Source organism: Candidatus Marinimicrobia bacterium CG08_land_8_20_14_0_20_45_22, assembly GCA_002774355.1.
Lineage (GTDB): Bacteria > Fidelibacterota > UBA2242 > UBA2242 > UBA2242 > 0-14-0-20-45-22.
The window spans coordinates 1-21453 of the sequence record PEYN01000119.1 but is presented as its reverse complement, the minus strand read 5'-3'; the positions used below and the strand labels follow the sequence as shown (position 1 = coordinate 21453).

Genomic DNA, 21453 nt, shown 5'->3' with positions numbered 1-21453 from the left:
AATCAAAATAGACGGAGTTTAGAAATGACCAAGAAAATGAAAAGTATAGATGGAAATACTGCGGCGGCGCATGTTGCGTACGCATTAAGTGAAGTAGCGGCGATCTATCCGATAACACCGTCGACCGTGATGGGCGAATTGGTGGATGAATGGTCTGCTCAGGGACGTAAAAATATTTTTGGTCAGACGCTCAAAGTGGTAGAAATGCAGAGTGAAGGCGGCGCGGCTGGCGCCGTTCACGGTTCGCTTTCCGCCGGCGCGCTGACGACGACTTTTACGGCTTCTCAGGGACTTTTACTGATGATACCGAATATGTTCAAAATTGCCGGCGAACTCATGCCGGGTGTTTTTCACGTTTCCGCGCGCTCGCTTGCTGGACAAGCATTGTCGATTTATGGCGATCACTCCGACGTAATGACCGCCCGCACGACCGGTTTTGGTTTGATGGCATCCTGTACGGTTCAGGAGAGTATGGACTTGGCGTTGATAACACATCTCATCGCTCTAAAGTCCAGTATTCCATTTGTTCATTTCTTCGACGGATTCAGGACAAGTCACGAAATTCAGAAAATCGAAGAAATCGATTATGAAACCATCAAATCTTTGGTCGATTTTAAAGACGTCGAAAAATTTCGCGAGCGTTGTCTGAATCCCGAACATCCACAACTTCGCGGTACGGCTCAAAATCCGGATGTGAATTTTCAGGAACAGGAAGCCGCGAATCCCTATTACGATGCGGTTCCGGGAATTGCTGAAGAAGTCATGAAGAAAGTTGCCAAAGTTATCGGGCGCGAATATCAGTTGTTCGACTATTACGGACATGCCTCAGCCGACCGCATAATTATTCTCATGGGATCCGGCGCGGACACTGCTACCGAAGCGGTTGATTATTTATTGGCAAAAGGCGAAAAGGTCGGTATCCTAAAAGTGCGTCTCTATCGCCCGTTTTCGGTGGAACATTTTTTGAAAGCCTTACCGAAGAGCGCAAAGAAAATCGCCGTTCTTGATCGCACAAAAGAGAATGGCGCTTTCGGTGAACCGCTTTATTTGGACGTTTGTTCGGTTTTTCAGAATAAAAAAGATGATCGTCTGGTTGTCGGTGGAAGATACGGTGTTGGTCAGAAAGAATTCGATCCGTCGATGGTAAAAGCCGTTTTTGATAACCTTAAACTCGACAATCCGAAAAATCATTTCACCGTGGGTATCGTAGATGACGTGACATTTACATCGCTTCCTGTTGAAGAGAAGATTGATTCAGTTCCCGAAGGCACGATCCAGACGATTTTTTGGGGATTTGGTTCGGATGGAACAGTCGGCGCAAATAAGAACGCCATCAAAATTATCGGTGATAATACTGACCAATATGCACAAGGTTACTTTGCATATGATTCTAAGAAATCCGGTGGTTTGACACTTTCGTATCTGCGATTTGGGAAAAAACCGATTCACGCCAGTTATCGTGTCAATCATGCCGATTATATCGCTTGTCACAAATCCAGCTATGTGAATGATTATGATTTGCTGGAATCGATCAAACCCGGAGGCACGTTTGTGTTGAATGCACCGTGGTCTGACGATGAACTCGATCAATATCTGCCAATTTCTTTACGTCGGACGATTGCACAGAAGAAATTGAAATTCTACACGATCGACGCTTTAAAAATTGCTATGGAGGTTGGACTCGTCGGCAGAATTAACATGATCATGCAAACAGTCTTCTTTGTGTTGTCTAAAGTGTTGCCTGTGGAGGAGGCGATCACTCATCTGAAAAATGCAATTAACAAGACATACGGCGCCAAAGGCGAGAAGATTGTTGCCATGAACTGGAAAAGCGTTGATGAAACCCGGAGCGCTATTCACGAAGTAAAAGTACCAGGTGATTGGGCAAATCTTATCAATGAAAAATCTGTTGTAAAAAACGAACCCGAATTTGTCGGAAAAGTTATGAGACCGATGCTCGCTCAACAAGGCGACAAACTGCCGGTCGGCGCGATGCCGCTTGCCGGAATTTATCCGACGGGAACAACGAAGTATGAAAAACGCGGAATCGCAATCGAAGTGCCGCATTGGATCAGGGAAAACTGCACTCAATGTAACCAGTGCTCCTTCGTCTGTCCACACGCCGTCATTCGTCCTGTCCTCGTGACGCCGGAAGAAAAATCTCATGCTCCAAAGTCTTTTGAAACCCTGAAAGCAGTTGGAAAAGGTTTAGAGAATTTTGAATATCGGATTCAAATTTCTGTTCTTGATTGCACCGGTTGTGGAAACTGCGTCGATGTTTGCCCGGCAAAAGAAAAAGCGTTGGTCATGAAGCCATTGGAAGAAGAACTCGAACAAAAAACCAATTGGGAGTTCTTCGAGACAATTCCGGTGAAATCGCATGCCGTAAAGAAAGAGAACATAAGAGGCAGTCAGTTCCAGCAACCACTTTTTGAATTCTCAGGTGCTTGCGCGGGATGCGGTGAAACACCTTATATCAAAGTCATCACACAATTATTTGGTGATCGCATGATTTGCGCTAACGCAACGGGTTGTTCTTCGATTTACGGAGGTTCGGCGCCGGTTTGTCCTTATACTGTCAATGAAAAAGGACACGGTCCTACTTGGGCGAATTCTCTGTTTGAAGATAATGCTGAATATGGTTTTGGAATGGGACTTGCTACACTTCAGCGCCGTGATATGTTGGCTGATTTGATGAAGAAAGCCTTGGATGAAACTTCCGGAGAACTTGCGGAAGCATTTAAAGCTTGGCTGAGCGGGATGTTCGATGCCGAACTTTCACGCGAAGCCGGGGATAAAATTAAAAATCTGCTAAAGGGAAATACCGCAGGTAATCCGGTACTTGAACAAATCTGGACGATGCGCGACCTATATACTAAAAAATCGATCTGGATCATCGGCGGTGACGGATGGGCGTACGATATCGGTTTTGGCGGATTAGACCACGTTCTGGCAATGGGGCACGATGTGAATATTCTGGTGCTCGATACGGAAGTTTACTCCAATACTGGCGGACAATCTTCCAAATCAACGCCGACTGGATCCGTTGCAAAATTTGCTTATTCTGGCAAAAAGACGGCGAAAAAAGATCTCGGTCTTCTGGCGATGGCTTACCGGAATGTTTATGTCGCTTCCGTTGCGATGGGCGCGAGCCAAAACCAATTTCTGAAAGCCACAGTTGAAGCGGAGAAATACCCGGGCACGTCAATCATTATCGCTTATGCGCCATGCATCAATCATGGAATTTATAAGGGAATGCTTTCTCAACAGGAAGAGAAACTTGCCGTCGAATGTGGCTATTGGCCATTGTATCGCTACAATCCTTTCCTAGAGGAAGAAGGTAAGAATCCATTTATTCTGGAAAACAAAGAACCGAATGGGAAACTGATGGAATTCTTAGATGGCGAAGTTCGCTATGCTACGTTAAAGAAATCTTTCCCGGAAGAATCCACCAGACTCAGAGAAATCTTGGCGAAAGAGGTTCAGTCTCGCTATCTACGCTATAAGAAAATGGCGGAACCGCTGTAAATCTTCCTTATTGAAATAACTACGAAAGGGCGATGATTTATCGCCCTTTTTCGTTGAATGCTGGAGATTGTCAGTTGAAAATTACATATTATCGTGTGCTTAGACAATTTTCAATCTCCAATTTTCAACTTTCAATTTCTCTCAGTTAATGGTTATATTTGTCGCGAGTTGATGAAGCGATGATCAAGAAAGAATTACATCACGATGAACTGACACCTGTCATGCGGCAGTATGCGACGGTAAAAGCGACGTATCCCGATGCATTGGTGCTTTTCCGGATGGGCGATTTCTATGAAACGTTCAAGGAAGACGCTAAGACCGCGGCAAAAATCCTGAATATTACACTGACAAAACGAGCAAACGGCAAAGCGTCTTCGGTTCCATTAGCTGGATTTCCGCATCATGCGCTTGAATCGTACATGCATAAACTCTTGAAAGCCGGGCTGAAAGTCGCAATATGTGAACAGGTGGAAGACCCAAAACTCGCCAAAGGTGTTGTCAAGCGCGAAGTCATCGAAGTGGTAACTCCCGGAACCGCTCTGTCCGACCGGTTTTTGGAAAAAGGGAAAAATAATTATCTGCTTTCGGTGATTTTCGACGAAAAAGATGCTGGTATCTCCGCAATTGATATATCGACCGGCGAGTTTTTCCTAAGCGAGATTCCGACGTCGCGATTGAAGGAATCAGTTCTTGCCATTCAACCATCGGAAATTATTTGCCCGGAATCGCTTGAAAAAGAAGTCAAAAATCTATTCTCGACTATCACGCTGAGAATTACGCCCGTCGAAGATTGGATTTACGCTTACGAAACAGCGTTTCAGACGCTTACCGGTCATTTTCAAACACCGTCGCTCAAAGGGTTTGGTTGTCAATCGGCGACCATTGGCGTCTCCGCGGCTGGTTCTGTGATTCAATATCTGAAACAAAATTATCATAATAATCTTAACCACGTTACCGGCATACATCAGCGGAATGATAGCGACGTTCTGTTGGTCGATGATTTCACACAGCGGAATCTTGAAATTTTCCAGACCATGCAAAATTTTGGTAAGCGCGGTTCATTGATCGAAACGCTCGACCAAACCAAAACGTCGATGGGAAGCAGACTTTTTCATCATTGGCTGAGAAGACCGCTGAGGAATATTGATGAGATCAACCAGCGGTTGGACTGGATCCAGTTTTTCGTGGAAAATTCCGACAAACGCGAACGGCTCAGAAATTTGCTTTCCAAAGCGGGTGACATCGAGCGATTGATGTCCAAACTGAGTGCCAACCGCTCGTCGGCACGGGAATTGAATGCGCTCAGATCGACACTGGAATTGATACCGGACATGCTTAACATCATTTTGGAACAAACGCCGTTTGAATCGCTTGCGCAGAACCTGAATCCTTTGTCATCAGTAGTAGAATTGATCAAGCGTGCTATTTTAGAAGAAAATGTGTCGCTTTCTATCAGAGAAGGTGGTTTTATCAAAGACGGATTTTCGGCAGAACTCGATGAATACCGGCATCTGGTTCATCATGGAAAGGAATGGATTGCACGGCTTCAGGCGACCGAGCGTGAGCGGCTGGGTGTTCCATCGCTAAAGGTTGCCTACAACAAGGTTTTTGGTTATTATATCGAGGTTACGAAGGCAAATCTTGACAAAGTTCCGGAAACCTATATCCGGAAGCAAACGCTGGTCAACAACGAGCGATTTATCACTCCGGAACTCAAAGAATACGAAGAAAAATTACTCAACGCAGAAGAACGAATGTCGCAGATTGAGTATGATCTGTTTCAGGAAATCCGGCTATCGATTTTGAAAGAAGTATTGGCGATTCAGAAAGATGGGGAAGTAATTGCGATATTTGACATCGTTTCCAGTTTGGCGGATATCGCCGCCAACCGGCATTATTCCCGACCGGAAATTCACGAAGGTTCATCGATTGAGATCAAAGATGGGCGCCATCCGGTTGTTGAATTTCTGCTTCCACCGGGCGAGAAATTTATCGCCAACGATCTAATGATCGACAATCAGAACGACCAAATTCTGATCATCACCGGGCCGAATATGGCAGGAAAATCGACATATCTGCGGCAAGTCGGTCTCATTGTATTGATGGCGCAAATCGGCAGTTTTGTCCCAGCTTCTTCGGCGAGAATCGGTATTGTCGATAAAATTTTCACGCGAGTCGGCGCGAGTGACAATCTTGCCGCTGGTGAATCGACTTTTCTGATGGAGATGAATGAGACAGCGAACATTCTTAACAATGTCACGCCACAGTCGCTGATCCTTTTGGATGAAATCGGTCGCGGCACTTCGACTTACGACGGAATGTCGATCGCATGGGCTGTGACGGAATATTTACATGAAAACCCGAAAGTTGCCGCAAAAACGCTTTTTGCAACGCATTACCATGAGTTGACCGAATTGGAATTGCTCCATCCACGCATTAAAAATTACAATGTCGCCGTTAAAGAATATGGCGATCGGGTTATCTTCCTGCGAAAAATTGTCCCGGGCGGTTGCGACCGTAGTTACGGAATACACGTAGCGCAAATGGCTGGAATTCCCCGCGAAGTCATTTTTCGCGCGAAGGAAATTTTGTTGAATCTGAGCGACGCGGAGCGAACACTCCCGACTGAGAACGAGAAGTTTCGAAAATTGGTGTCAAAAAATGAAAATCAGCTCGGGCTTTTTGACGTGCAGGAAAGTGAACTTCGGAAAGCGCTGATCGAAGTGGATGTCGATAACCTGACGCCGCTGGAAGCTTTGCAAAAATTGGACGAACTCAAGCGTCAATTCGGCGTTTAAAGTAAGGATGAAGATTTCAAATTTCAAATTCTCTTTCTGCGAATTCTCCATGGCGAATCTTCGATCTTCCCGCTCTAATGCTATAGTTCGATTTCTAATTACAAATTATCGTAAATCCTTTCGGAAATTTCCGCGCTGGTTGGTCAGGTTTTTTCTCATCGGAATGATGGGAACGGCATCGTTTTCCGCTCTTTTTGGAATGGACACGAAATATTCCGGCGAATTTCTGAAAATCGGATTGGGCGTTCGTGAACTGAGTCTCGGCGGTGCGATGATTTCATGCCCGCAGGCGGTTTCGGCGGTTTATTGGAACCCGGCGGCGTTGGTTGAAAATACGAAAACGTCCGGACAGTTCATTCACTCTGAAGAATTTGCTGGTGTATTGAATTTCGATCAGATTTCTTTAGCGGCTCCTGCGCATAAAGGCTTTGCTTATGGATTGGGATTTTTTCGTCTGAGCGTCGATGATATTCCGGACACGCGAAGCGCGTTGATCGACGCGGGTACGGATGGGCTTTCGCCCGGCGATCCGGATTATCAGTCGCCCGACGAGGATAGAACGGAAAGAAACGGCAAACTCGATCCCGGCGAGCGATTGAATTTTGGGAAAATCGGCTCGTTCGGCGCCAACGAAAACGCTTTGCTTGTGTCAATTGCCAAGCGGAAAAACGATAAACTTTTAATTGGAGCGACGTTTAAACAAATTTACAAATCTTTAGGAACGGCTGACGCCTATGGAATCGGGTTAGATGTTGCCGCTATTTATCGTCCCAAAATAAATTGGACGATCGGCGCTTCATTATCCGATGCCACGACGACATTTTTATTCTGGAACGACGGCGTGAAAGAGACGACTTTGCCAACTCTCCGAATCGGAACCGCATATAATTTACGAATGGCGAAAATCCCGTTACGAATCCAACCTGCTTTGAGCCTTGACCTCGGAATTGACGGCGATCAGCATCAGACCGATTTTCAAGTTGGAAAACTTTCCGGACGGTTCAGAGCTGGAATCGAAGCGGAAGTAAAAGAAAGAATTTGTCTGCGGTTTGGACGCGATGACCTTGGAGTAACGCATATTGGTTTGGGATTGAATCTTTCTATCGGATCGATTGATTATGGATTGGCGATGGGACAGGCCCATAGCGAGTTAGGATTATCGCACAGAATTGGCATTGTCATTCATTTTGCCAATATGAAAAAAGTATTCGATAAAATTTCATGATTTAAAATTTGGGAGGAATTGATGAAGATAATTCTTTGTTTTCTGGTAGTGACTTCACTGGCATTTGCGGGTGAACCATGCAAGGTCGATTCGCTTTCCCATTTACTTGGCGTATCGATTTCAGGCTTTTCCGGGTCGGGGCTAACCTATAAGTTGTACATGAACAAAAACTGGTCGTTCAAAGCCGCCGGGTATTTTTATTTTGATTCTGAAAAAACAGGAGATGTGACATCTAATGTACCTGATAGAATTCAGTACGATTTTGGATTTCAGGTGGAGCGTAATATTTTACAAAACAAATCGATTCGGCTGTATGGGCTCATTGGCGGCAAGAAATATTTTAACCAATATCAGGACGAATACTCCAATATTGATAAAAAAGTGCGCACTGAATATGCTTTAGGTGTGGGATTCGGGACAGAACTTCACACGTATGATTTTCCCAATTTATTTAACCTGATTCTATTTGTCGATGTCGGTGAAAACTATTATCGATTGAATCGGAAAAGCTATTATGGCGATGAAACAAAGTCACGAGACTCTTATGGTTTTTCATTTACCGGCAGTATGGGAATCGGTGTTCAGATCTAAATTCATCTTCTGTTTATTTTTAAAATCCGCTACAAAATTTTGGAGTAGAATTTTTCTTTGAATTATTACGCACTTTGTCGAGAACAGACGTAAATTGCTAGCGTTTGATGGTATAGTTGATTGTTTTTTGAAAGTAAATTTGTTTCCCGATAAAAACCGAGGAGGTTTTCGGGTTTTTAAAAGAATGGAATATAGATTCGGTCTCGATCAGAATTGTAGCCTGTGTTCGATCCGACCGATCTATTACAAATAGATGTTAGAAGAATAGGACATGCAAATTTTTCCTTTCGTACCCTGAAGTCGCGGAAGGAGCGGTTTGTTTTAGACGAGGTAAATGTGAAAGAGGTCGTTGAGGAAATACTTGAAGAAGAGAAAAAAGCGCGCGAGCAGATCGTTTCTGTTCAGCAAAAGGCGAACATTGATCTGAAAAAATCGAAGGATGAAGCCCGACGTCTAATCGAGTTGACCCGTCAAAACGCTCTTTCGGGATCGGAAGAAATTATTCGCCGCGCCGAAAAATCCGCAGAGGAAGAGAAAACATTAAAATTGGCCAAGATGGAAGAGGAATCCAATCAAGCATTTAACCGGATGAAATCACGGGTCGCGAATGCGGCGGATAAACTTTATAGAGCGGTCGTTGACGAGGTTATTCAGATCAAATGAACTCTGTTCAGTCATACGCTTTTATCAACGCAAAGGTTAGAACCAAACGCGCTTCATTGCTTTCCGAAGCCGATTATTCGAATCTGTGCGAAGCGAAAGATTTGTACGAATCGATTCTAATTCTTTCGCGAACCCGATATAAGGAAATGACGGGGCGAATAGAAAATCAAACTATCGAATCCGTCGAAAAAGAACTTTACTTCGAGGAGATTAGGCAATTCCTGAAACTCATGAAAATCAGCCGGAACTCTGTGCAAATATTTTTAGCCGCGCTCGTTCTTAATTACGACGGCGAGAAACTCAAAGATATTCTTCGGTCATGGCAAAGCAAGACTTCCCTACCAGACTCGTTCTACTCCGAAAAGATTACGATTGATTTCCCACATTCGGATTTATTGAAGGCTCTCGATTTGGAGCAATTTATTGAAATCCTGAAGGATACGATTTTTTATGAACCGTTGAAAAGCGCTTTAACGCCGCTGGTCACAAAAACCAGATTGTTCGATCTTGAAATTGCGATTGATAAGTTTTTATATCTAGAATTATGGAAACTGGCCGAGAAAATGTCAAAGACAGATCGGGAAATCGTACGGCGAATTGTTGGGATAGAAATCGATCTTAAAAATCTGGGATGGATCGCGCGGGCAAAAAAATATTATCATCTCCAGCAGGCAGAACTTGAGTCGATGTTAATTCCCCATGGTTATCATTTGACGAAAAATCAGATGCGAAAAATCACTTCTACTGGGTCTATCGGCGAAGGATTGAGTCGCATTCTTCCTGGCGTGACTTTACCAGTAACGACCGAATTGGAAGAAATCCAGTCGCTTTCCGCATTGGAAAAAATTCTCGATCAGGCGCTTTTCGTCGAAGCCAATCGCGCGTTTCTTTCCTTTCCGCTTTCCATTGGATCGACGGTTGGATATTATTATCTCGCTAAATATGAAATGCGAAACCTGAAAGCCATATTTAATGCGAAGTCTTACAAATTGAGTCCGGAAGAAACCGAATCGCTTTTGGTGAGGTGATGATAGGGATGTTTACTCCTGAGAGAATGATTCAGATCAGTGTTTTGTTTTCCGGTTGGGATGTTGAAAAAGTCGCTGAATGCGTCATTCAGAACGGCTCGATACAGATTGCGGATGCCGCGGATATAGACGAATGGGCGGGAGAACTTGGACAGTCTAATGGTAAGGAAATTTCTTTAGAAGTCCGACAACGTCGCGAAAAAATCGAATCGCTGGTAAAATTTCTGGGATTGTCCGATCAGCTGGTCGGCGTAACTCCAATTGAAGGCAATTGGAGCGATCTCGACCGCAAAATCGAGGAGATCGAGAGAGAATTTCAGGAGATTAATAAAACTTATGAGACGGCTCTAAAGAAACTGCAGGGATTGCGCGAAATCAAAACGCGGACGGGAAACTTTCCTAAACTCAGCCTTGCGCTGAAAAGCCAGGGACGATATTCATATCTTACATTTGAAGCAGGGCAGATTCCGGAACGAAATTTTAAATTGTTGGAAGAAAAACTTCAAACGACGCTTCATGTCTTGATTCCTCTCGGAACAGTCAAAGGCATGACGTCGATTCTGTCGATCGTTCTCAAGCGTGATTCCGATTCTCTTAAAGTCGCTTTAAAAGAAGTGGGTTTTCAGGTGTTGCAAGCGGAATCGGAGACCGTTGCCTTTAGGGAAGATTTGCTCGAACATATTGACGAGGAGATTGAAAGCGCCACGAAACAGGTGACAGAGATCGAGTTGCATCTTCGAAGAATCGCCGAAAGTCATCAGGATTTTCTGAGAGCCGCGCTTTATCGCGTCCGACACGAAAAACTGACTGAAAAAATCGTTGACTATTTTAGAAAAACCGACAAAACGTATCTGCTCGCCGGTTGGTTGCCGTACAACGAACGCAAATCGTTCAAATCTGACATTAAAAAGGCGACGCACAACCATTGCGTCATCACCGAAACGCCGGCAGAGAAGGTTGGGTCAGTCAAAGACGGTAAAATCGATGTACCCGTAAAATTGAACAATCCAGGATTTTTTAAACCTTTCGAACTTTTAACAACTGCTTATGGCCTTCCGGTTTACAAAACCATCGATCCGACGCCGTTTCTGGGTATCAGTTTTCTTCTGATGTTTGGGATGATGTTCGGCGACGTCGGACACGGATTAATTTTAGCTTTGCTGGGCGGACTGATGGCGTTTACAGGGAAGAAAGAATTCATCAAGCAAGCCGGATTACTCGTGTTGTATGCCGGAGTTGCGAGCATCGGTTTTGGATTTTTATTTGGCAGTATCTTTGGATTGGAAACCGTTTTGCCGGCGATCTGGCTGAAACCGATCGAGTCGATTGGAACACTTTTCAAAGTCGTCATCTATTTCGGTATCGGGATGATCACTTTTTCGATTATCATCAACATTATCAACGGGATTATTTCACACGATATTTTGGGTTGTATTTTCAATAAAGCGGGCTTGCTCAGCGGTTTGCTTTACTGGTGCGGCATTGTTCTGGTAACACGTGCGCTCCAGTCCGAAACGAGTAACGCGATACCCGTGCTGATTCCGATTTTGATGACTGCGTCCGGTATTTTGTTGTTCATGCAGGAGCCGATCGTTCACCTGCTCAAAGGGAAAAAAATCTTCCCGGAAGGAGTTGCGATAAGCGTGATGGGTGGTATTGTCGAAATGCTGGACATCGGACTGGGCTTTCTGGCGAATACCGTTTCGTACATCCGTGTCGCGGCGTTCGGACTCGCGCACGTCGGCTTGTTTATGGCGGTGTTTTCACTTTCGGATTCAGTAAGTAGCGTAACGGCAAGCGCGTTAATTCAGATTTTCGGCAATATTCTGATCATCGGATTGGAAGGCCTCGTTGTGACGATTCAAGCCGTTAGATTGGAATTTTATGAATTTTTTGGACGCTTTTTCCGATTGACAAATTCTGAATATATTCCGATTCGGAAGGAATTTGAATTCAAATAAACCAACACATAAAAATATTTTGTTAAGGAGGAAATAAAAGAATGGGTAAATCGAAACTTGCAAAGAAAGTCATCGCCTTCAGCATCGTGCTGGGAATGATCGCGATTTCGGCTACGTCTTTATTGGTTTTAAACGCAATAGCTCAGACAAAAGAAGCCGTTCAACCGGTTTCCGAAAATGTTCAGAATGTTGCGCCTGAGAAATCTGACATTTCAACCAAATGGGGATTCATCACGGCGGCGTTTGCTGTCGGAATTGGCTCATTGGCTGGAGGTTTGGCCGTTGGATATGTCGGCGCGGCGGCGATGGGTGCGATCGGCGAGCGGCCGGAATTAGCCGGACGCGCATTGATTTTCGTCGGTTTGGCGGAAGGTATCGCGATTTACGGTTTGATCATCGCCATCATGATTCTCGGGAAAATATAATTCTACCGGAGATATTTTGAAATTTTTCGTGATTGGTGATGAAGAAACGGTCTTGGGATTTCATCTGGTCGGAATCGACGGCGAGATCGTTCACACATCCGAACAGGCGCGTCAGAGTCTTGAAAACGCCGTTCAAAAATCGAGCGTCGGCGTGATTTTGATAACCGAGCGGATTGCTGACGGAATCCGGGCGGATGTTGATCGGTATTTTTACAAGATGCCGGTTCCGTTGATTGTCGAAATTCCAGATCGGTACGGTGTTCAGGAAGAAAGAAGCACTATTCGCGACGTCATCCGAAATGCAGTAGGCGTTCATGTTTAAAGGAGAATTATGACAGACGAGCAATCATCTCTCGCCATGATGATTCGGGATATCCGGCAGGAATCGCAGGAAGAAGTTGATGCAATTCTTGCTCAATCTGCTAAAGAAACCGAAGATGTCCGCAATAAAGCGAAAATCGAGGCTGACAGAATTCGTTCGGAGATCATTAGAAAAGCAGAACAGCAGTCGTCTGCTATACGAAAGCGGATTTTATCCGGCGTGCATTTGGAGGTCAAGAAACTGGCGTTAAAGAATCAGAATGTGCTTCTTTCCGAGATTCTTCAACAGGTGGCAGACCGATTAGAAGAATTTCGTCACGGCGAAGAGTATGCGAATTTTTTTAAAAAATTGATACTTGATGGAATCCTCGGACTCGGGTCTGACATTGTTCAAATTCTCGCAGGCGATCTGGAACGGAAATTGTTGACGGTCGATTTTCTGGAATCCATCGTCGATGAAAGTTTAAGAACAAACGAGAAGAAAGTTCGGTTGATTGTTACTTCAGATTCATTAGCCGATTCGGGTGTCATTTTAACAACCGAAGACGGAAGGGTGCGATTTGACAATCGTCTGTCCGTGCGGTTACAACGCGTTTTCGACGAACTTCAGTGGACGGTCATGAAAGAATTTGTGGAAACCGATTTAAAGGAGAAATGAGTGTTCGAAGTTATTGGTAAAGTCAACCGGGTGCTGGGTCCGGTGATTCACGCAAAAGACGTAACGCACGCTCAGATGCTTGAATTGGTCGAAGTGGGTGAAGACCGGCTCATCGGCGAAATTGTCAGGTTAAAAGGTGATCAGATTACGATTCAGGTTTATGAGGATACGACGGAATTGACGCCGGGCGCATCGGTTTATGGTTCAGGAATGCCACTTTCCTTAGAGTTAGGTCCTGGGCTGATTGGTTCAATTTTCGATGGCGTTCAGCGTCCATTGAGCGAAATCAAAAAACTGTCTGATCAGTATATTCATAAAGGAGTACGGGTTCCCTCACTGAATCGCCAGAAAAAATGGAAGTTCGTTCCGACCGTTGAAGCGGGTGTTGACATTGTCGGCGGTCAGACGATCGGCAAGGTTCAAGAAACCGAGCGGATTGAGCATCGTATTCTCGTTCCGCCTACGATTTCCGGCAAGATTGTTCAAATCGCTCCCGAAGGTGAATACACCGTCGATGCAGATATTTGCCGGATTCAAACGAGTGACGGCGAAAAGTCATTGCAATTATTTCAGAGATGGCCGGTAAGACAAGGCCGACCTGTGAAAAATCGGCTTCCATCTGATCTGCCGATGATTACCGGTCAACGCGTAATCGATACTTTGTTTCCCGTTGCCAAAGGGGGAACCGTCGCCATTCCGGGCGGATTTGGAACCGGCAAAACGATGGTTGAACACCAAATAGCGAAGTGGTCAGACGCCGATATTGTCGTTTATATCGGTTGCGGTGAGCGCGGCAACGAAATGACCGATGTTTTGAATGAATTTCCCAAATTGATCGATCCGCATACCGAGAGACCGTTAATGGAACGTACCGTTCTTATTGCGAATACTTCTAATATGCCGGTTGCGGCGCGTGAAGCGTCGATTTACACTGGAATCACGATTGCAGAATATTATCGCGATATGGGGTATCATGTGGCGATCATGGCGGATTCGACTTCGCGATGGGCGGAAGCCTTGCGCGAACTTTCCGGACGCATGGAAGAAATGCCGGCAGAGGAAGGATTTCCGGCATATTTGCCAACGAGACTTGCCGAATTTTATGAACGCGCCGGTTTAGTCGAAGCGTTGAATGATCAGATCGGTTCTGTGACAATCGTCGGCGCGATCTCGCCTCCTGGTGGCGACTTTTCTGAGCCTGTGACACAACATACGAAACGGTTTGTTCGCACTTTCTGGGCTTTGGACAGAGACCTCGCGAATTCACGCCATTATCCGGCAATTTCATGGGTGGACTCTTATTCAGAATATGTCGAAGACATCACACCGTGGTGGCAAAAAAATGCCGATAAGGACTGGGCGGAATTGCGTAAAAAAATCCTTGATCTGCTTCAGCGCGAAGCCAAACTTCAGCAGGTTGTCAAATTGGTTGGTGCGGATGTGCTTCCGGATTCTCAGAGAATTATTCTCGAAGTCTGTAACCTGTTTAAAAACGTCTTCCTTCAGCAGTCAGCTTACGACAAGATCGATATGTACTCGACGGTTCAAAAACAGGCGAAAATGCTGAGAATCATAGTGACTTATTACGAACTTGGCGTGGAGGCGATCAAAAAAGGTTCGACTCTCATTAAAATCAGACGTACGAAAGCGGCCGCTGATATTGCGAAGATGAAATTTAACATTACAAATGAAGAAACGGAAAAGTTGGACGAACTTCTCGAAAATATGAAAGATGAAATGAGCGGACTCGGGAAACTGAGTTTTTAATTCCGGAGTGCCTATGATTTCAATAAGGGAAATATTTGAATGAACAATAAACAAACAGAAGACTTAACCAAGTTCCGTGAATATCAGGGTATTCAGCAGGTGGTTGGACCACTGGTCTTCGTCGAAAATATTCACAATGTCGGCTACAACGAGTTAGTCGAGATCAAGACTGATCATGGCGAAAAACGCATCGGTCAGGTACTCGAAGCCAACGACCACGCCGCTGTGATTCAGGTGTTTGAAGGGACATCTGGGCTGACGCTTGCTGAAACGACAGTTCGATTCAAAGGTGAACCACTCCGACTTCCTGTTTCAAAAGAAATGCTCGGCAGAGTCTTCGACGGACTCGGAAGACCGATTGACGGTTCTCCGGAACCGATCGCTGAGGAACGTTGGGACGTAAATGGTGCGCCAATCAATCCAACTGCAAGAACTTATCCGACAAAATTTATTCAGACAGGAATCTCGGCGATTGATGGAATGATGACTTTGGTCAGAGGACAGAAACTGCCAATCTTTTCCGGCCCGGGAATTTCTCATAACCGCGTCACCGCGCAGATTGTTCGTCAGGCGAAGATTGTCGGCGAGGATGTTTCTTTTGCTATCGTCTTTGCGGCGATGGGAGTCAAACATGACGTTGCGCGTTATTTTATTGATAATTTCAAAGAGACCGGCGTCCTGGAAAATGTTGTTCTGTTTCTGTCATTAGCCGATGCGCCGTCGGTTGAACGGTTGATAACGCCGCGCACCGCATTGACAATGGCGGAGTATCTTGCTTTCAAGGAAAATATGCATGTTCTCGTTATTCTGACGGACATTACGAATTACTGTGAAGCGCTGAGAGAGATTTCGATTGCCCGAGGTGAAATTCCATCCCGAAAAAGTTATCCGGGCTACTTGTACTCGGATCTTTCGAGTTTGTACGAACGCGCTGGAATCGTCGAAAACGCAACCGGCTCGATCACACAGGTTCCGATTCTTTCAATGCCGAATGATGATATTTCGCATCCGATTCCCGATCTGACTGGTTATATCACGGAAGGGCAAATCGTCTTGGAACGCGACTTATTTCAGAAAGGAATTTATCCGCCCATTTCGGTGCTTCCGTCGCTTTCCCGATTGATGAAAGACGGCATTGGACCCGGGATGACGCGCGAAGACCATGCGCATCTTGCCAGTCAATTATTCGCCGCCTACGCAAAGGTGAAAGACGTCCGATCTCTCGCTTCGGTTATCGGCGAGGAAGAATTGACGCCATTGGATAACACTTATCTTAAATTCGGTGAGGCATTCGAATCTCAATTTCTCTCTCAAAAAGAGGATGAAGAGAGGTCAATAGAAGATACTTTGGACATTGGTTGGAAAATACTTTCTATTCTTCCACGCGAGGAACTTCATAGAGTCAGCGACGATGAAGCGGACAAATATTATCATAGCTCGAACAATAAATCAAAACGAATGACCAATCCTTATGCCGACAACTAAGATCGTTCCGACCAAAAGTAATCTTCTGCGATTGAAACGCGATTTGACATTTTCGCAGGAAGGTTACGATCTGCTTGAACAAAAACGGCAGGTTTTGGTTGTCGAATTGATGGCGTTAGTTGACGATACAATCGAAGCTCACAATAAAATGGAGCAGGAATTTAGACGCGCGTTTGACGCCCTTCAAAAAGCTGTGCTGACGATGGGAAAGAATGAAGTAAAATCACTGGCGAGTGCGATTCGAATTCAATCTGATATTGATATCCATATACTAAAAGTCATGGGCGTTGCCATCCCAAAAGTCGATGTGGAATTCATCGATGAGTCGCCTTATTATAGCCCTGGAGCAACTTCATTCTGGATCGATGAAGCGATACAACGTTTTAAAAAGATTTTATCGGATATGGCAAAGTTGGCTGAATTGCGTGTCTCTTTGTTGAGACTCGCCCAAGAAGTTCGTAAAACCGTTCGTCGAACGAATGCGCTCGAAAAAATTGTTATCCCAGATTATCAAAATTCCATTAAATTCATTGAGGATTCTTTGGAAGAAAGTGAAAGAGGAACATTCGCAACGCTGAAATTAGTCAAAGAACGACTGGAAAAACAGAAAGGATAACGCAGATGCTTCCGATAGTACCCATCAATAGAATTCTTGTTTACCTGGATGGATCGGAAGGGTGTGTCTTGGCGGCGAAATATGCCATTGTGCTTTCTAAAATAACCCACGCGCAGATCAAGGCGATTTACATCGTCAACACAAATCTGCTCAAGCAATTGTCAAAGGCGCGCATTTTTGTGAAAGTTGAAGAAATGGATTACGAGCGCGATTTGGAAGAAGACGGCAGGCGTTATCTGAAACATGTCAAGGATCTGGGCGAACGGAAAGGGGTCAGTATCGAGACCGAACTTTTAAAAGGCGCTGTTCATGTACTTGCCGTTCAGAAAATCAAAGAATGGGAAGCCAATTTGTTTGTTATGGGTGAACTGGAACCTATTCTTACCAGTTCGGACGCTTTTCATGATGAAGCGGGAATCATTTTTCGAAAAGCCCCCTGTTCGGTGCTTGTCGTAAAAAATGCGCCATTCGTCGAACAGGTTTATAATTCAATAATATGAAAATAGTTTATGGATGTTGTTGGGAGAAGGATTAATATATGCAAATCTCGAATCTTTTAAGCACGGAAACAATCGTCTTGTCTTTAAAACACTCCGATAAAGAAGGAATTATCGAAGAATTACTTGACCTCGCTGTAAAAACTGGCAAGGTGAAAGACCGGAAAAAAGCGCTCAAAGCGTTGCTGGATCGCGAAGACCTTGGAAGCACGGGGTTGGAAAGTGGTCTGGCGATTCCTCACGCTCGCACAAATGCCGTCAATGGTGTCGCTCTTGCGCTTGGAATTTCTAAAACAGGCATTGACTTTCAGTCCGCCGATGGCAAGCCTTCTCATCTGTTTTTTTTGTTGCTTGCCGCTGAAAATGAAACCAGCGTCAACGTACAGGTTCTGGCGTTAATCGCCCGTATGAATCTATCATCGGAATTTCGATCGAAGATGGTTTCCGTCGACTCTGCCGAATCCGCTCTGGAAATCGTTCGCGCGATGGAGGGTTAAAGTCCATCAATGGTTTTGAACAAACCAGAAAATCCCTTTCGAATTTTTTTAATATAGATATTCCGGAGATATCCAACATCGTCGGTTGTTATTTCATTCTGTCCGACAGACGAGTCCCTTCAGGTATGTTCCTTCGGGGAAAGCAAACGCGGTCGGATGGTCGGGCGCCTGAGTGAGCCGCCGGCGGCGGGCAGATTCCATTTCTTATTCGTCCCACAAATAAATTCGTTGGCTCTGATGACATTTTTCATTACTTTGGGATTGCATTTTTAAATGTACGATAAATGGCATGTTTAAAAGAGTTATAAGATCAGGTTTTCTATGAGTGATGTCGGTTCGACTACAAATTTGCAATTTTCCCCTGAACAACAACAAATAATCTTCGAAGTTGAGTGGCGCTTGTCGGTTGCGGATGAGATGGAGAAGACAGTCGAGACTTCTCTTAAGCAGGCCGAGCGCCTGCGGCAGAGCATCCAGAAGCGGGCGTTCGAGGGAAAACTGGTACAGCAAGACCCGAACGATGAGCCGGTAGAGAAGTTGCTGGAGAGAATAAGAGCGGAGAAGAAAAAATGTTAAGGCAATTAATTGATGAATTACGTGGTTGTGGAGAACTTGAATGGATTGAGTTTAAAGTCGATAATGCCGAACCTCAGATAATTGGAGAATACCTCTCAGCGCTCAGTAATGGCGCTTGTTTACATGATAAAGAATTTGGTTATCTGGTATTTGGTATTGATGATAAAACACGTGAAATGATTGGGACTACATTCAAGCCCAGACATGCAAAAGGCAAAGGTAATGAAGACTTAGAACCATGGTTAGCAAGATTGCTGTCTCCCCGTGTTGATTTTCGCATTTTCGATTATGATTATGACGGAAAATCAGTAGTGTTGTTTAGAGTTGATGCAACTATTAATACACCCGTCAATTTCAGCAGGACTGCATATATCCGAGTAGGTGAAACAAAGCAACTACTTGCGAACTATCCGGAAAAAGAGCGCAAGATTTGGAGTAAGAAAAAACTCTCTTCTTTTGAATCCGGTATTGCGCTTGAGAATCAATCATCGGATGAAGTACTGTCAAAGATAGATTATCCGGGATTATTTGAATTGCTGAAATTGCCCTTGCCCGATAACCGAAATGGTATTTTAGAAAATTTGATAGAAGAAAAAATCATTTTTAAATCCGGCGACGGTTTTAATATCACAAACCTTGGTGCGATATTGTTCGCTAAGAATATATCCTATTTTGGGTCACTTAATCGGAAATGTGTCCGAGTAATATTTTATAAGGATGATTCCCGTCTTAACGCTTTTAAAGAACAACCCGGCAAGATAGGATATGCCGTGGGCTTTGAGGGTTTGGTAAATTGGATATGCGATCAATTACCGACGAACGAAATTATTAAAGACGCCCTCCGTGTTGACAGGACTCTCTATCCAAAAGTAGCAATCCGTGAATTTGTTGCTAACGCAATTATTCATCAGAACTTTTCAGTAACCGGAAGCGGACCAATGATCGAAATCTTTAAGAACCGGATTGAATTTACTAATCCCGGAAAGTCATTAATAGATACGGATCGTTTCATTGACCATGCTCCGAGATCACGGAATGAAGTTCTGGCATCACTCATGAGACGGATGAATATCTGTGAAGAAAGAGGTAGCGGTATCGACCGTGCAATTGTTGCAATTGAAACTTATCAGCTTCCTTCGCCTGAGTTTCACACTGAAGAACAATTTACTCGGGTTACTCTATTTGCATCGAAGGAATTTAGAGAGATGGATAAAAATTCAAAAATAAGAGCTTGCTACCAGCATTGTTGCTTGAGATGGGTATCCAGGAATTTCATGTCAAATGCCACTTTGCGCGAACGATTCGGAATTAAGGAGCAGAATTATCCAACTGCTTCAAGAATAATAAGTGATACTTTGAAATCAAAATTTATCAAAGTTGCGGATCCTGAGAACAAATCCAATAAACGAAAATATATTCCTTATTGGGCATGACATCTTTTATGTATCAGGTATATAATCGGGATGATTAGTTAAATGCAAAGAGCAACGATATATAGACAGAGCGAGATGGTATACACAATATATGGCGTTATTTATGATCAATCGTCATGTAATTGGCATGTAATTAAGCGAGGAATGAAAGCAAATAAGAGGAAGAGGAATTACATCAGGCTTATAAAGATTCAACAGATGGAGCCGGCCGAGAAGTTGCTGGAATGGATCAAGGGGGAGAAGAAAAATTCAAGGTAATTTATTAAACCATTTGTTTACCGGTAAGAATAAGAAGGTCTAAGGTACTTCAATACAAAATAGTATGAACTATCTTGATTTACAGAGAAACATAGTGATTTAGGAGTAAACATGACATATAGGGAATTGAACTTCGACGAAATGACACTATTCAATCGACAAGTTAGAAAATCAAAAACCCGCTACCCTAGTGATTCACATCATGCAAAGGTTTTATATATGAGACAAGGTGATTTTACAATTGCTGCTATCTTGTATAATGATGGTTTTTTCGGTGAGAATTTTTTTGGCGTATCAAAACGTCATCCTGCTGAAATAGATAATATTCATAAAGGAGAGTTACTTGCATTTACAAGGGCTGTAGAAGACCTTTGCGAACGTAGAAGTGGTAGCAAATTTTCAGGGCTAATCGTACCACTCATTAATGAAAAATCTATAGATAAAACATCATTCAATAATTGGAAGAAAGATTGGGCTGATAAAACTAAAAGAACTATTGACGGAGTGGAGGAACTACTTACAGCACTATTTCTCTTACTTTCCATAACTATTATGATACTTATAGACTACGGTATCAAAAGTATTAAATTCGTAAAAAAAAGAAAAAAAGAAGGCAATATTAAAGCAAGCTAATAGGGGAATAGTTGATAGAAAAATATGACCGGGTCATCATCTACCAGCCGCCCGACGACTTACGGGTGCTGGAAATGCGATTAAAAGAAGAAATTGTCTGGTTGAATCAGAAGCAGATTTTCCGCCTCTTCGGTATCGAACGAAGCATGATTATAAAACATATCAGCAATATCTTTAAGACACGTGAACTCTGGAAGGATTCAGTATGTGCAAATTTTGCACTATCTTCAGATTATCCAACTGTTGCAAAAGATGCAACAATTGGTCAAATTCATGTGGTTAAATTATTTGATAAAAACAATTGAGAATACTATGACCGACGCTTCTTCATTAGTATCGAAACTCTGGAATTACTGCAATGTCCTGCGCGACGACGGCATTTACTGTGAAAATGGTGGTGAATAAATGATAGAAACCAACGACAAAATCATTATTTACCAGCCGCCCGAAGGGTTGCCGGCGCTGGAAGTTCATCTCGAAGAAGAGACGGTCT

The 21453-nt window shown here is 43.9% G+C and carries 19 protein-coding genes and 1 pseudogene; all 20 read left to right on the top strand.

Features of this window, described 5'->3' with window-relative positions:
* The first annotated feature begins 24 nt into the window (after positions 1-24).
* The 20 genes and pseudogenes from nifJ (at position 25) to COT43_06670 (ending at position 21265) form a co-directional block, all read left to right on the top strand.
* A complete protein-coding gene (nifJ, locus tag COT43_06765; protein ID PIS28254.1) occupies positions 25-3528 on the top strand; it encodes a pyruvate:ferredoxin (flavodoxin) oxidoreductase in 3504 nt (1167 codons plus the stop codon).
* Between the two features lie 179 nt (positions 3529-3707).
* Entirely contained in the window at positions 3708-6326 is a 2619-nt protein-coding gene (locus COT43_06760; protein ID PIS28253.1) for a DNA mismatch repair protein MutS, read from the top strand.
* Positions 6327-6333: 7 nt separating this feature from the next.
* Positions 6334-7551, top strand: coding sequence for a hypothetical protein (locus COT43_06755; GenBank protein ID PIS28252.1), 1218 nt, complete (start codon positions 6334-6336; stop codon positions 7549-7551).
* Between the two features lie 21 nt (positions 7552-7572).
* Positions 7573-8142, top strand: a complete 570-nt coding sequence (locus tag COT43_06750; protein ID PIS28251.1) for a hypothetical protein — start codon at positions 7573-7575, stop codon at positions 8140-8142.
* 336 nt (positions 8143-8478) lie between these two features.
* Complete coding sequence (locus tag COT43_06745; protein PIS28250.1) at positions 8479-8805, top strand: hypothetical protein; 327 nt, start codon at positions 8479-8481, stop codon at positions 8803-8805.
* Positions 8802-9833, top strand: a complete 1032-nt coding sequence (locus COT43_06740; protein PIS28249.1) for a hypothetical protein — start codon at positions 8802-8804, stop codon at positions 9831-9833. Before COT43_06745 ends, COT43_06740 begins: the two co-directional genes overlap by 4 nt.
* Positions 9833-11794 carry a hypothetical protein gene (locus COT43_06735; protein ID PIS28248.1) on the top strand — a complete coding sequence of 654 codons (1962 nt, stop codon included), beginning with the start codon at positions 9833-9835 and terminating at the stop codon, positions 11792-11794. The genes COT43_06740 and COT43_06735 overlap by 1 nt, the downstream gene beginning before the upstream one ends.
* Positions 11795-11889: 95 nt before the next feature.
* Entirely contained in the window at positions 11890-12219 is a 330-nt protein-coding gene (locus COT43_06730) for an ATPase (GenBank protein PIS28264.1), read from the top strand.
* Positions 12220-12232: 13 nt separating this feature from the next.
* Complete coding sequence (locus COT43_06725; GenBank protein ID PIS28247.1) at positions 12233-12541, top strand: hypothetical protein; 309 nt, start codon at positions 12233-12235, stop codon at positions 12539-12541.
* A gap of 9 nt (positions 12542-12550) precedes the next feature.
* A complete protein-coding gene (locus tag COT43_06720; GenBank protein PIS28246.1) occupies positions 12551-13198 on the top strand; it encodes a hypothetical protein in 648 nt (215 codons plus the stop codon).
* Positions 13199-14965 carry a V-type ATP synthase subunit A gene (locus COT43_06715; GenBank protein PIS28245.1) on the top strand — a complete coding sequence of 589 codons (1767 nt, stop codon included), beginning with the start codon at positions 13199-13201 and terminating at the stop codon, positions 14963-14965.
* Positions 14966-15004: 39 nt separating this feature from the next.
* Positions 15005-16450, top strand: coding sequence for a V-type ATP synthase subunit B (locus COT43_06710; GenBank protein PIS28244.1), 1446 nt, complete (start codon positions 15005-15007; stop codon positions 16448-16450).
* Positions 16437-17066 carry a V-type ATP synthase subunit D gene (locus COT43_06705; protein ID PIS28243.1) on the top strand — a complete coding sequence of 210 codons (630 nt, stop codon included), beginning with the start codon at positions 16437-16439 and terminating at the stop codon, positions 17064-17066. Before COT43_06710 ends, COT43_06705 begins: the two co-directional genes overlap by 14 nt.
* Before the next feature lie 5 nt (positions 17067-17071).
* Positions 17072-17566 (top strand): universal stress protein, encoded by a 495-nt coding sequence (locus tag COT43_06700; protein ID PIS28242.1) that lies wholly within the window; start codon positions 17072-17074, stop codon positions 17564-17566.
* A gap of 38 nt (positions 17567-17604) precedes the next feature.
* Entirely contained in the window at positions 17605-18060 is a 456-nt protein-coding gene (locus tag COT43_06695) for a hypothetical protein (protein PIS28241.1), read from the top strand.
* Between the two features lie 360 nt (positions 18061-18420).
* Positions 18421-18636, top strand: a pseudogene (locus COT43_06690) (type I restriction endonuclease subunit S).
* Complete coding sequence (locus tag COT43_06685; GenBank protein PIS28240.1) at positions 18630-20069, top strand: transcriptional regulator; 1440 nt, start codon at positions 18630-18632, stop codon at positions 20067-20069. Before COT43_06690 ends, COT43_06685 begins: the two are co-directional and overlap by 7 nt.
* Positions 20070-20111: 42 nt before the next feature.
* Positions 20112-20327, top strand: coding sequence for a hypothetical protein (locus COT43_06680; GenBank protein PIS28239.1), 216 nt, complete (start codon positions 20112-20114; stop codon positions 20325-20327).
* Between the two features lie 111 nt (positions 20328-20438).
* Complete coding sequence (locus COT43_06675) at positions 20439-20960, top strand: hypothetical protein (GenBank protein PIS28238.1); 522 nt, start codon at positions 20439-20441, stop codon at positions 20958-20960.
* Positions 20961-20971: 11 nt separating this feature from the next.
* The gene (locus COT43_06670) at positions 20972-21265 is read left to right on the top strand and encodes a hypothetical protein (GenBank protein ID PIS28237.1); all 294 of its coding nucleotides are present in this window, start codon (positions 20972-20974) and stop codon (positions 21263-21265) included.
* Positions 21266-21453: the final 188 nt, after the last annotated feature.

Bases quoted from the DNA above. Each gene is read 5' to 3' on its own strand.
- nifJ (PIS28254.1), top strand. From the start codon at position 25: ATGACCAAGAAAATGAAAAGTATAGATGGAAATACTGCGGCGGCGCAT.
- COT43_06760 (PIS28253.1), top strand. From the start codon at position 3,708: ATGATCAAGAAAGAATTACATCACGATGAACTGACACCTGTCATGCGG.
- COT43_06755 (PIS28252.1), top strand. From the start codon at position 6,334: ATGAAGATTTCAAATTTCAAATTCTCTTTCTGCGAATTCTCCATGGCG.
- COT43_06750 (PIS28251.1), top strand. From the start codon at position 7,573: ATGAAGATAATTCTTTGTTTTCTGGTAGTGACTTCACTGGCATTTGCG.
- COT43_06740 (PIS28249.1), top strand. From the start codon at position 8,802: ATGAACTCTGTTCAGTCATACGCTTTTATCAACGCAAAGGTTAGAACC.
- COT43_06735 (PIS28248.1), top strand. From the start codon at position 9,833: ATGATAGGGATGTTTACTCCTGAGAGAATGATTCAGATCAGTGTTTTG.
- COT43_06730 (PIS28264.1), top strand. From the start codon at position 11,890: ATGATCGCGATTTCGGCTACGTCTTTATTGGTTTTAAACGCAATAGCT.
- COT43_06720 (PIS28246.1), top strand. From the start codon at position 12,551: ATGACAGACGAGCAATCATCTCTCGCCATGATGATTCGGGATATCCGG.
- COT43_06710 (PIS28244.1), top strand. From the start codon at position 15,005: ATGAACAATAAACAAACAGAAGACTTAACCAAGTTCCGTGAATATCAG.
- COT43_06705 (PIS28243.1), top strand. From the start codon at position 16,437: ATGCCGACAACTAAGATCGTTCCGACCAAAAGTAATCTTCTGCGATTG.
- COT43_06700 (PIS28242.1), top strand. From the start codon at position 17,072: ATGCTTCCGATAGTACCCATCAATAGAATTCTTGTTTACCTGGATGGA.
- COT43_06695 (PIS28241.1), top strand. From the start codon at position 17,605: ATGCAAATCTCGAATCTTTTAAGCACGGAAACAATCGTCTTGTCTTTA.
- COT43_06685 (PIS28240.1), top strand. From the start codon at position 18,630: ATGTTAAGGCAATTAATTGATGAATTACGTGGTTGTGGAGAACTTGAA.
- COT43_06680 (PIS28239.1), top strand. From the start codon at position 20,112: ATGCAAAGAGCAACGATATATAGACAGAGCGAGATGGTATACACAATA.
- COT43_06675 (PIS28238.1), top strand. From the start codon at position 20,439: ATGACATATAGGGAATTGAACTTCGACGAAATGACACTATTCAATCGA.